This is a genomic window from Ileibacterium valens, from assembly GCF_001945525.1.
Taxonomy (GTDB): Bacteria; Bacillota_I; Bacilli_A; order Erysipelotrichales; family Erysipelotrichaceae; genus Ileibacterium; species Ileibacterium valens.
Genome location: NZ_MPJW01000151.1, coordinates 1 through 12,534, shown reverse-complemented (window position 1 = coordinate 12,534; position 12,534 = coordinate 1). Strand labels below are relative to the sequence as shown.

The window sequence follows — 12,534 nt, the reverse complement described above, 5'->3', positions numbered from 1 at the left end:
ACGGATCGTTCGGTCGCTGTCAGTGATTTCAATCACCGGCTTTGGACTCTCGTCTGATCCTTCCAAATCCAGGAAGACCGTCCTGTCAATTTCTACGAATTCAAGAGCCGCTGAAGCAGGCGATACGGCGGCAGCTTTTCTGCGCCAGTACTGGAAGGTGGATAAAGCCAGGCCGTTTTGGACGCAGAAGCCAGCCTGAGTCAGACCTGACACCTGATATTGATCAACCAGGTTCATCCACTGTTCCTGATTCAGTTCACGGGATTTGGAAAACAGATAATTATGCATAAAATCCTCCAGTTCTAGTCGAATACAGAATATCGACTGGAACCGGAGGATCTAAGCCCGTGCAAATTTCAAAAGGTTACGATTTTTGGGGGATTTTTGGGGGTATTCTGGAAAAAATCGGTCAGTTTCAAGGAAGAATTATGGAAAGATTCAAAAAGATGGATAAGTGAAAAAACTATAAATAAAGGCTATACAGCCTCTGTGAAGAGGATCTGTATAGCCTTTAAAAGTGTCATGAATTTAGCGGTTGTAGTACTCAACTACAAGCAGTTCATTGATTGGCTGTGCCTGGAACAGTTCGTTTCTTTCTGGGTAACGAACATACTTACCTTTGCGGTTTTCTTTATCCATTTCAACATAGTCAACGAAAGATGGAGTAGCTTCAAGGCTTTCCACGATGGACTTGTTGTTGCGGGATTTTTCAGCGACTTCGATGATGGATCCTGGTTTTACCTGATAAGAAGGGATATCAACCTTTTTACCATCAACGAGGATATGACCATGGTTAACGAGCTGACGGGCACCTCTTCTGGTACCTGCAAGACCTAAACGATAAACCAGGTTGTCAAGACGGCTTTCAAGCATAACCAGCAGGTTTTCACCAGCTGCACCGGATTTACGGCTAGCTTTTGCGAAAGTGTTAGCGAACTGTTTTTCGCTTACCTGATAAACGTTTCTGATTCTCTGTTTTTCCTGTTTCTGGATACCATAGTTGGTAAGTTTTACACGACGAGTTTTGCCGTGCTGGCCTGGAGCATAAGGACGTCTGCTTAATTCTTCACCTGTTTCAAGAACGGAGTAGTTTAAGCGACGGCTCTTTTTCCAAACACTGGATCTGTCTCTGGACATTTGAATATTTCCTCCTATTGTCTTTATACAAAAACAATAGCAATGTACAAATCTTCTTCAGGGGTGTTTCGGGTAAATGTTTTCTCCGGTCAGCTTACCGTTACTCACAAACCCAGCGGGCCCAGACGCCTGACTGAAGACTCTGTATGCTGCTATTCATTCATGCTCGGGTATCATACCAATTTTTAAACCTTAAAATCAATGAAAAGCTATTTTCTGTTTCGATAATCGAAGGAATTCTGAATGAATATCAATCAAATGAAAGGCTATGGCAGATATTCCCTGAAAAATGAATGAAATCAGATTTTTGAAAATAGATTACGCAGAAAGCTGATAAAGCTCAATAAAGGGATATAGTTAATCTGATTCAATTCTTAACAGCTAAAAAGTGTTAAGGATTAAATGGCTTCAGAATGGATCGTTTAAAAATTCAGAAGCGTAGAGGTTAGATGATGATTGGATCAACAGGAATTTTGTTATGCACTGGATTATTATTTTCAAAGCTTTCAAGGAAGGTGGGGCTTCCCGATATTATTGGTATGCTTTTAGCTGGAATATTGATTGGTCCTTATGTACTCAACTGGCTTGATCCATCGTTTTTAAATCTATCTGAAGATTTAAGAAGAATTGCTCTGATTATTATTCTGATTCGGGCTGGATTTTCATTAGATCTTCAGGTTTTAAAAAAGGTTGGAAGACCAGCTTTCCTTCTTTCCTTTTTACCGGCTTCTTTTGAAATCCTGGCTTACACCTTGATAGCTCCAATGGTTCTGCCGCTATCCTGGCTTGAAGCAGCACTGTTAGGGACCGTCATGTCTGCGGTAAGTCCAGCCGTCGTCGTTCCAAGAATGGTTGCGCTCAATGAAAGAAAAACAGGAACAGACAAAGGGATTCCTTCCATGTTGATTGCAGGAGCCAGCTGTGATGACGTATTTGTTCTGGTTCTTTTTTCTGCCCTGTTAGCTTTGCTTGAAGGGGGAAGCTTTCATGCCGCTGATCTGATGGACATTCCAGTTTCGATTTTGTGCGGCTGCGCTTTAGGAATCTTTTGCGGATATATTCTCGGAAAATTTTTAGAGTGGCAGAAGGTACATTTTGCTAAGGCTTCAACAGCTGAAAGAACAATTTTAGTTTTTGGAATGGCGTTTTTGTTAAATAGTATTGAAGGAGTGTTTAAACCATGGATTTCGGTGTCTGGACTTTTAGCGATTCTGACAATGGCTGCCACCATGAAAAATACGCTTTCTGAAAAGGAGTTAAATCCAATTGCGAAAATGACTTCAAATATGTGGAGTGCAGCATCGATCTTTCTGTTTGTTCTGGTGGGAGCTGCGATTGATATTTCAGCATTGAAGGATTCGGGAATTCATTTTGCCGTCTTGATTGCATTATGTCTGATCATTCGAAGTCTTGGCAGCTGGTTGTGTACAGCTAAGACTGGATTAAATATAAAAGAGCAGCTGTTTGTGGTCTTTGCCTATTTGCCAAAAGCGACCATTCAGGCTGCCATAGGATCTGTACCGCTTTCGGCTGGACTGGCCTGCGGACCTTTGATCTTAGCCTGTGCGGTATCTGGAATCATTATCACCGCACCGCTTGGTGCAATTCTTATTGACTGGAGCGCTAAGCGCTGGCTCAATCCATCTGGATCGATTCAGGAAAAATAAGTCAGCAGAGTCCATTTAGATTGAAAGGGAAGAGAATAGTCTCCATGAGCGTAGCAGACCTAACGACTGCATTTGCGCCAGAGCTCTCAATTTGAATACAAAAAACTGGAGCTGATGATTATCAACTCTATAAAAAAAGCGGTTTACCTCCCACTTATCAAAACAGAAATGGAAGGCGGCTGTTGGATGATGTATTATTATGGTTGGACAAAACCGCTTGGCGGCCCGTTACGGTCTGAAAAAAGAATGTAAAATGATATAATTTTGAATGATCATCTATTGATGCAAGGATCTGATAATCTGTACATGATTTGAAATGATCCAATTGTATGAGTCGAGAAACCCTCGCGGTTTTCATTCAGGATCAGACCAAATATTTTGTAAATCTGGGGGATTAAATATATATGGAAAATATCTGGAATGAGGTTCAGGCCTTCTTTATAAATGCTTACGATTACGTATCCAAGCATTTCAGCATTGAACTTCTGACGTATCTCGGGATCGCTGTCATCGTTCTTCTTCTGGTCTGGATTGCCAATCGCCTTGTTAAACGGAACAAGGCACGAAAGAGGCTGGCTGATCTGGAAACGGAGATTAACGATATTCGAAATAACTCCCTGCAGTACAAGTTTAACAAAGCGACTGCTTTTGCCAGGGTGAATGACGATATCATTGACCGGGTAAAGAACCTGACGCCTAAATACGATATCTGTCTGAAATCCATTGAATCCTGTGAAGACATCTATGAAAAGGCAGATGAATTCATCAACAAGCATCGCTACAAAAAAGCGATGAAGACGATGGATGAACTCGAAGGGGTGATCGACGATACTCGTGATCGAATTCGGATCGTCAATCAGTCACTCGATCGAATTCTGGCTAAGGAAACTGAAGTCCGCGAAAAATCAAATGCTGCAAAGGAACGTTTCCGTAATCTTCGCAACATCTACACTCAGAACCGTCCTGCTTACTATACTGGAGCCGGTTATGTGGATGACCAGATTGAAGATATCGAAGAAGCTTTCAACAGCTTTGAAGAATGGATGTTTGCTTCTGAATTCAATAAGGCCAAGGATGAAATCGATAAGATCTCAGCCCGAACCAATGAGCTTTCAGCCATTGTCCGTGACTATCCGGACCTTTATTCCAAGGCAAAGCTTCTGCTTCCGCAGGCTTTGAATGATGTAGAAATGCAGGTTCAGGAAATTGAAGAAAAGAACATCGATATTTCGTATCTTGAAGCGGATGAAAAGATGGACGCGATTCGAAACGCCATTGAAGATGCCATCATCAAACTCGATAATGGAAATGTTCGAAAGGCTGAATCAGCACTCAACACCATCTCTGATCAGATTCTGGTTTTACAGGATGATATTGCTCAGGAAAAGAAAGCTTTCGATGAAATTCATGGAGATCTTGAAACGAACTTTGCCGCGATCGATGAAATCGATAGTGAACTCAAGGAAATTGTCACTCTGTATGCCAACATCAAGGACCGTTTTGGTTTAGAAGACTGGACTAAGCGTTTTGAAGCTGCCAGAGAACAAATGGAACTGCTGAAAAATCAGAGATCACAGATTCAGGAACAGCTGGCTAAGGAAGACACGCTTCAGGTTGATGTCGTGCACTCCTACAGACGTTTTGCGGAAAAGACAGTGAACTTTGGTAAGTCTGTCAAGGAAATGAAGCGTATGCTTGTCGGAGCTAGCTCTGATGAGAATCGGGCCAGAAAACAGGTGATTAAGCTTCAGCTGATTCTGAATGAAGTCAGACTGAATACGATCAACAAGCAGCTGCCATCGATTTCTGATCAGTTTGCTGAAGATCTGCAGGTCGGTGAAGAAAAGATTGCCCGTGTTCGTAAGATTCTTGAACATTCTCCATTAGATGTTCAGGCTTTGAATCGTGAACTTCAGGATTCAATCGACTTTGTTTACAAGCTTTATAACAATGCCAACAACCTGGTTGGCGTGGCCGTAATGGTTGAAAATGCGATTGTCTTTGGCAACCGCTTCCGCTCAACTTATCCATCGCTTGATTCGGATCTAACTCGCGCTGAAGTCTGCTATCAGAATGGGGAATATACACGAGCTCTTAAGATCGCCATTCAAGCTATTGAAAATCTTCACCCGGGCATTTATGAAAAGCTGATTGCTGAAAAGAACCCGGCAGTAATGAACCTGGTATAAGGAAAAACGTAGAGAACACATGATTTATTTTGATAATGCCGCAACAACCTCAGTTCACCCTGAGGTTGTTTCCGCTTATACGCGTCTGTTAACAGAATATGGAAATCCGGACTCCCTGCATACCATCGGACGCGAGGCGAAAAAGAAACTTGAACAATCGAGAACCCGAATTGGAAAAATGCTTGGGGTTCGTCCGGATGAAATCATTTTCACTTCCTGCGCATCCGAATCCAATACACAGGCGATCTTAGGATGTGCGATTGCCAATCAGTCCAGAGGAAAGCATGTCATCACATCCAATGCGGAACATTCATCAAGTGAACATGCTTTTGATGAACTTGAAAGATTAGGTTTTGAAGTAACCCGTCTGCCCATTGGAAGGGATGGGAAAATTTCTCTTGAGGATTTAAGAGCATCGATTCGAAAAGATACCATTCTCGTTTCCCTGATCCATGTCAGTAATGAAATGGGAGCGGTCAATGATCTAAATGAAATTTCAAGAATTGTTTCTGAGCATCCGACCTGTCTTTTTCACGCAGATTGTACTCAATCCTTTGCAAAGATCGATATTCCAGTTCAAAAGCTGGATCTGATGACGATGTCTGCTCACAAGATTCATGGTTTAAAAGGGTCAGCCATGCTGATAAAAAAATCTTCAGTGAGAACTCATCCGATCATTTTTGGAGGTCAGCAGGAAAATGGTTTGCGTGGCGGTACAGAAAATGCGCCAGTGCATACTGTACTGGCTAAAACCATTCGGTTGGCTATGGAAGAAAAGGATCAGGGACTTGATAAAAAGGTACGAACGATTCGAAACTATATTGCTGGTGAAGTGGAAAAGATTCCTGGCGGTAAAGTATTGAATCCAAAGGACAGCGTTCCTTATATTCTCAATATTTCTTTTGATTCAATGACCAGTGAAGTTTTGATGAATGCATTAGATAGTAGAGGGGTCTGTGTTTCCGCAAAGAGTACCTGCTCATCTCAGGAAGCTGGAGGAAATCCAATTCTAAAGAAAATGGGCTGTTCAGATCAGGATGCCACTCATGCCATTCGCTTATCCTTTTCTGGCAATAATACAATGGAAGAAGCAAAGCAGTTTATTCTGATTCTCAAGGAGATCATTCAAAATTATGGATTACAGTTATGAATATTTGCTCGTCCGTTACGGCGAGTTGTCCTTAAAGGGGAAAAACAAGAAAAACTTCATCAACCGACTGCGGGAAAATACAAAAAAAGCGCTCGCCGGCTTTAAGAAATGCAAAGTCGAAGCGGGTTATGACCGAATGTATATTTATCTGAATGGTGAAAATCCCGATACCGTTTCAGAAGTCATTTCGAAGGTCTTTGGTATTTCGTCCTTTTCACTGGCGATGAAGGTTCCGGCCGACATGGATGCCATTCTTGAAGCGACAAAGCAGGCCTGTGATTTAAGTGTTCCTAAAACATTTAAAGTCAGAGCCAGACGTCATGACAAAATGTTTCCGGTCATCTCAGACCAGATTAACCGACAGGTCGCAACTGCCATTTTGAAAAACTCGGATTGGAAAGTGGATGTCCATCATCCCCAGGTTGAAATCATCATCGAAGTCAGAGAAGATGCTGCTTATATTATGACGGATAAGATTGCCGGAGCAGGCGGCTATCCGGTCGGCATTGGAGGAAGAGCAATGGTTCTTCTTTCAGGTGGAATTGATTCTCCAGTAGCCGGCTATCAGGTGATGAAGCGCGGTATTCATATTGAAGCCATTCACTTTGCGGCTCCGCCTTATACTTCGAGTAATGCGTTGGATAAAGTCAAAAAACTGGGTTCAGAAATCAGTGCCTATCAGGGAGACCTGGTTTTACATGTCGTTCCTTTTACGACGCTGCAGTTAGCGATCTATCATTATTGCCCTGAAAGCTATGCCATTACAATCATGCGCAGAATGATGATGCGGATCGCAACTGAACTGGCTAGACGCAGACACTGCCTGGCGGTTGCCACAGGAGAAAGCGTAGGTCAGGTCGCATCACAGACTCTGGAAAGCATGTCTGTGATCAGTCAGATAGCCTGCATGCCAATTCTGCGGCCTCTGGTATGCATGGATAAAATTGAAATCATCGATTTATCCAGAAAAATTGGAACGTATGAGACTTCCATTCTTCCATTTGAAGACTGCTGCACTATTTTTACCCCAAAAGCGCCAGCCACTAAACCTCATCTGGATAAGTGCGAAGAGTATGAAGCAAAATGGGATTGGCAAACTATGGTAGAAGATTGCGTAAATCAAGCAGAAATGATTCGGCTTTCACCAAATATGGATGAAGTTGAAGATGAGGAAGCAGATCTCTTTTAAGACAAATCGACATTATGTTTGAAAGTTAAACTAGAATGATAATTTTATAAAATAATCTTTGCGAATTTCGAAAAACCATATCATAATAAGGACAGAAGTCTCTGCCATTAAGGGAATGGGAAGTAGAAATCATAGGCGGATACAGCCGTACTTTCTTTTGAAGGTGCGGCTGTATTCGTTTTTATTTGTCATGATGCCTGTCACTATAAAAGCAATTCCCAAGTTAATGAAGTTATAAATATGAATATATGTATAAAGTACTGTTGTGATTATCCTTAAGAAAACGAATTCAGCAGGATCAAATCGTCTCTTCGAGTCCGTATTCCGGCTTTTTCGGTTAAATTGCCTATAATTGATACAGGATCAATCTGAAAGAAAAAGGATTCCAAAATTCAATGAAAGATATACATACAATGATTCATTCAAAAAACATTCAAACAAATAAAAAGACAGAAAAAAGTGATTCGATATTAATCTGTCCAATTTGTGGTGATGATCTTCTCATCAATGAAGATTCAGGCCAGAAGAATTTTTCCTGCAAAAATAATCATAGTTTTGATCGGGCGAAAAGTGGCTATCTGAATTTATCACATAAGCAGAAAGTTTCCGGAGACAACAAGGATATGGTTCTGGCGAGAACCCGTTTCTTAGAAGAAGGCTACTATTCATTTATGGCTGATGAAGTGATCAACCTTCTAAAAAAACTTCATCCAGAAAACCTGATTGATATTGGCTGTGGAGAAGGATGGTATACCAGACAGTTTTCAAAATACGCAGATCATACCTATGGAGTTGATCTTTCCAAGGAAGCCATACTTCATGCCTCAAAAAACGACAACAAAACGCAATACATCGTTGCTTCCATTTATCGTCTTCCATTTCGAGCCGACAGTGCAGATGTCATCGTTTCAATCTTTACTCCCATTCCAGAAGAAGAAATCTACCGCGTTTTAAAACCGGGTGGAACGTTTATCAGTGTTTCACCAGGAGTCATGCATCACTATGAATTAAAAGAAGTTCTCTATGATAAAGTCCGGCTGAATGATGAACCTGTCAGGCTTGATCGTTTAAAGAAAGCAGAGGTACTTAAATCTTCGTTGAAGGTTCATGTTAAAGATCCGATGTCGCTTCTTGACATGACTCCCTATCGATATAAATGCCCCAAAGAAGGTTTGCAAAGACTTGAAGAAAAGAAAGATGGTCTGAATGTAACTTTTGATTTTATTATTTCTGTCTACCGAAAAGAAGCCGAATAGATCACAGTTTTAATTTCAAAATACCTGAACTAACGCTTAAGCATCGACCATATCGAATAAATAAGGAATTTCCCTTTATTATTTTTGAAAGGATACCATGAACGATAATACAAACAATAACAACAGCAATAGCAACAACAGAAGAGGAAGATCAGGGATCGTCCACAACAATAACAGCACCTTCTCTTCAAATCGATTAAGATCCTCTCTGAATAGAACTTCAGAGCGCAAGAGAAGCAACCGTTCCGGACTTGGATTATCTGGTTCAGGAGTGCCAGAACGAGCACCAAAACGAGATTATTCAAATTCGGCCAGATCAGATCGAGGAACTTTAAGCACCAATAACCGCTCCAGAAACGATGACCGAACAGACCGCAAGGATTCTATCCGTGTTTTTCATTCTGGTGATGCTCCAGCATATTCTGGCAGATCGCGGTTTGACTCTTTTAACAGACCGGAACGTTCAAACCGCAAGATGGAGCGTACAGGACATGATCGTCGGTTTTCCAGAAATTCTGATGGTTATGAATCTCGACCCTATGACTCACAAAGAACTCAGGCTTATAAATTAAAAGTTCAGCGCTGGGGGATTAACGGAGAAGGAATCGCCTATAAAAACCGAAAGCCAGTATTTGTCGACGGAGTTATTCCAGAAGAAACAGCCTTGATCGAGATTACTGAAGATAACGAAAAATATGCAAAGGGAAAACTGGTTCGGATTCTCGAAGAATCTCCAAGACGCCGTCATACGGTTTGTCCGATTGCTGATCAGTGCGGCGGCTGTGCATTGATGCATGTCGATTACAAAGGACAGGTTCGAGCCAAGGAAAAACTGTTAAAAGAGGCATTGAAAAAATATGCTGGATATACCGGAGAAATTGAACCAATCGTGAAGAATCCGACTCCATTGGCTTATCGAAACGCCTGCAAATTCCCGTTTGGTAAAGATGAAGAAGGAAAAATCACTACTGGAATGTATGAAAGAAATTCGAATGATTTTGTTCCCGTGGCACGTTGTCTGATTCATACCAAAAAACTCGAAAAGATTCGCCATGAAGTCGAAGAAGTTTTACAGAAATATGAGATGAAGCCTTTTGATAAGGAATCTGGCATTGGACTTAGAAATCTCGTTTTAAAAGAATTTGATGACCGTGTCCATATTATCCTTGTTACTTCTGAAATGGATCTTCCAGAAGAAATGGTCAACGAACTGTTGAGTCTTGAAAACGCAGCAAGTGTCTGGCAGAGCATCAAGGATGAAGAAGACATGGAATTTGAAATGTTTGGCAATCGGATGATTCATCTTGGCGGTGACATGAAAATGACTCTGAGTCTTGATGATCTTTCTCTTGAGCTGCTTCCTCGATCTTTCTTCCAGTTAAATACCGCTCAGGCAAAACAGCTTTATGAACAGGTAGTTGAATGGATTCCTGAAAATACTGGACTTCTTGTTGAAGCCTATTCGGGAATTGGCGCTATGTCGTTATTTGCAGCCGATAAATGTGATGAAGTAATCGGAATTGAAGTGGTAGAAGACGCCATTGCAAATGCTAAGGAAAATGCTTTAGCAAATGGAAAAGAGAACGTTCGGTTTATCTGCGGTGATGCCGGTGAAGAGCTTGAAAAAGTCGCTGATGCCCAACAGGTTGATTTCCTTCTGGTCGATCCGCCGCGCAGCGGACTCAACAAGAAGATGAAAGAATCAATTCATAAGGCTGCTCCGGAAAAGATCATTTATGTTTCATGCAATCCGGCCACTTTAGGCAAGGATTTAGCCGAGATGAATGATCAATACCAGATCGAAAAAATTGTGCCTTTTGATATGTTCTCTCAGACTCCTCATGTTGAAGTGGCCTGTCTGCTTTCAAGAAAATACGCTTAAGATCAAAACGATAAGAAGAACAAAAGTGCTAATGGCATTCTAAAGAATATAAATCAGGTGAACTGGATTATTCAGTTTGCCTGATTTTTTTCCGCAAAAGCAATTTTATCAATGATTGACAAGGTTTAATCATGTTTGAAGGATCCGGCCAGCTGTACTGCTGGTCTTCTTGATCTCATGTTCGAACATCGATTTTTTAGAATCAGTACTCGTCTGTTTCAGTGAATGTTTTTTTTTGAAAATTTCAGTTCAAGTTCATCATCGCGGTGTATAAGAAGGCGTGAAAAGGAAAGAAGAAATAAATCCGTCAAGAGACGCCAGAGCAGCTCTTATAAATTCTTTTACTCACCCACCCTGGATTACAGTACGATTTCAAGTTTGATGTTAAGGAATGGAAATCGGAGAAAAATTGAATATGAAAAAATTAAAAACTGAACTTGAATGCCAGGATAAAGTCTTGGTGAAAGATCATTTAGATAATGGAGATTCCACCACGAATTGTTTATCAACAGATACAAATCATGTGCTTAGTGATGCAGTATTGAATGATTTTTATCATAACAAATCTCGAGCTGCTGATCTTTTTGATGCTGCTATGAAGCCTGATATTAGCCATATAAATCCAGATCGATTAAAGCTGTTTAATGAGACGGGAAAACTGCCTGATATAGATCTTGATGTAGATTTTGAAATTGATACCAATAGTATCAGCAGCATTTTATACGAATATCAGGATGAATCAGGACATGAATATTATATAAGTTTGTTTCTGGTAAAACAGAGTCAAGGGGATGACAGTATGCTTCGATTCCTGCTTGATTACGATTATGTATTGACCAGTGATTGGATACGTCGTGAACTGCCTGCAACTGAAGACGAACAAAAAGATACCTTGAAAAACCCGAATGCAAAAAAATATCTTCCAGTGGTTTGTTCAATCGTTCTCCATTATGGACCTGGCCTTTGGGATGAATCGCTGAGTTTTAATGGAGGATTCTTACAACTTGGTTATAGCGTGATCGAAATAGAGGATTTAAAAGAATTGTGCGAGAATCCGGATAACAAGGATCTTAGTATTCTTCTTAGCCTGATGCATGGTCATAAAAATGAGAAGGAAGAAAGTCAAGAAAGGATTGTCCGTCAGGGTGACAAAAAGACTCGAAATAAAGAATTTCAAAGTCAGCTTCTTAAGTCATCGGAAGACGTAATCAGAGTGGCGGCAGCAGTAGCGGGAGAGCCCGATAAAGCCAAAGAGTGGATTGAGCGAAAAAGAAAGGAAAACAGATAGAAGATAAAATTAAAATAAGTTAGTTGAGGTAGCTATGCAAGCCTCTAGGTCAATAAGTTTTATCATTGACAAAATCGTTGACCTCACATTTGCGAAGGTATGCGGACTCATAGCTCAATTTAAGCTTGTATCTTCAAAAAGCAAAGACTCAGAAGAATGGATGGAAGGAACCTTATAACAATGAGTAAATATGAACCATTATGGATTTGGATCGAGGAAAACAAGTCAGAGAATTTCAAAATGAGCTTTGAAGAGATTGAAAAGATTTTAGGATTTCATATTGATCATTCATTCCTTCAATTCAAAAAAGAACTTCCTGAATACGGATTTTCCGTAAAGAAAATATCCATGAAAGAACAGACGGTTGCCTTCGATAAGAATGATGACTGAGAGAATGCAGAATCTGGATAATTGCAGATAAATAGAACTCATTCAGAATTTTCTAACTGTTAATTATTAACTCTGATTTTTTGCATTTTGGTTTGCAAATTGAACAGAGTTTTTTGCATTAAAGACAATCAGTAAGATTTCAAATACTGGGAATAGTTTTCAATTTTTCACATTGTAAATAAATTTAGTAGAGATTAATGGAATAAGCATTTAGACTGTCTGATGTATCTCTAATTTTATGGAGGATAAATAATGATTGGAGAGTGTAATTTTATCTGTGTAAGTCGAGAGCGTACGGCTCGGCCTGCACAGATTTTTTTTGCGATTTGTGCTTTTATTAAGAAAAGAGGAAATGAAATCATGGCTAAAATCAAACGCAATCCTGC

Annotated in this window: 10 protein-coding genes; 8 read left to right on the top strand and 2 right to left on the bottom strand. The window is 40.5% G+C overall.

All coding sequences use genetic code 11. The annotated features are described in order from the left end of the window. Together tnpA and rpsD are read right to left on the bottom strand one after the other, a co-directional pair. A partial coding sequence (gene tnpA / locus BO222_RS07880; RefSeq protein ID WP_198931968.1) for an IS66 family insertion sequence element accessory protein TnpA occupies positions 1–288 on the bottom strand: 288 nt, incomplete at its 3' end. 240 nt (positions 289–528) lie between these two features. Continuing rightward, complete coding sequence (gene rpsD, locus BO222_RS07875; RefSeq protein WP_075819937.1) at positions 529–1,137, bottom strand: 30S ribosomal protein S4; 609 nt, start codon at positions 1,135–1,137, stop codon at positions 529–531. 449 nt (positions 1,138–1,586) lie between these two features. On the opposite strand from rpsD, the gene BO222_RS07870 reads away from it, so the two are divergent. The 8 genes from BO222_RS07870 (at position 1,587) to BO222_RS07835 (ending at position 12,148) form a co-directional block, all read left to right on the top strand. Beyond that, entirely contained in the window at positions 1,587–2,804 is a 1,218-nt protein-coding gene (locus BO222_RS07870; protein ID WP_233131229.1) for a cation:proton antiporter, read from the top strand. 404 nt (positions 2,805–3,208) lie between these two features. Beyond that, on the top strand, positions 3,209–4,993 hold the full coding sequence (locus BO222_RS07865; protein WP_075819934.1) for a septation ring formation regulator EzrA: 1,785 nt from the start codon (positions 3,209–3,211) through the stop codon (positions 4,991–4,993). A 19-nt stretch (positions 4,994–5,012) separates the two neighbouring features. Next, a complete protein-coding gene (locus tag BO222_RS07860) occupies positions 5,013–6,143 on the top strand; it encodes a cysteine desulfurase family protein (protein WP_075819932.1) in 1,131 nt (376 codons plus the stop codon). Then, positions 6,127–7,332 (top strand): tRNA uracil 4-sulfurtransferase ThiI, encoded by a 1,206-nt coding sequence (thiI, locus tag BO222_RS07855; protein WP_075819931.1) that lies wholly within the window; start codon positions 6,127–6,129, stop codon positions 7,330–7,332. The genes BO222_RS07860 and thiI overlap by 17 nt, the downstream gene beginning before the upstream one ends. 395 nt (positions 7,333–7,727) lie before the next feature. Next, positions 7,728–8,588, top strand: a complete 861-nt coding sequence (locus BO222_RS07850) for a methyltransferase domain-containing protein (RefSeq protein ID WP_083647738.1) — start codon at positions 7,728–7,730, stop codon at positions 8,586–8,588. Between the two features lie 97 nt (positions 8,589–8,685). Next, positions 8,686–10,470, top strand: coding sequence for a 23S rRNA (uracil(1939)-C(5))-methyltransferase RlmD (rlmD, locus tag BO222_RS07845; protein ID WP_233131228.1), 1,785 nt, complete (start codon positions 8,686–8,688; stop codon positions 10,468–10,470). 415 nt (positions 10,471–10,885) lie between these two features. Further along, positions 10,886–11,758, top strand: coding sequence for an Rpn family recombination-promoting nuclease/putative transposase (locus BO222_RS07840; RefSeq protein ID WP_143356978.1), 873 nt, complete (start codon positions 10,886–10,888; stop codon positions 11,756–11,758). A gap of 180 nt (positions 11,759–11,938) precedes the next feature. Continuing rightward, positions 11,939–12,148 (top strand): hypothetical protein, encoded by a 210-nt coding sequence (locus BO222_RS07835; RefSeq protein ID WP_075819927.1) that lies wholly within the window; start codon positions 11,939–11,941, stop codon positions 12,146–12,148. Positions 12,149–12,534: the final 386 nt, after the last annotated feature.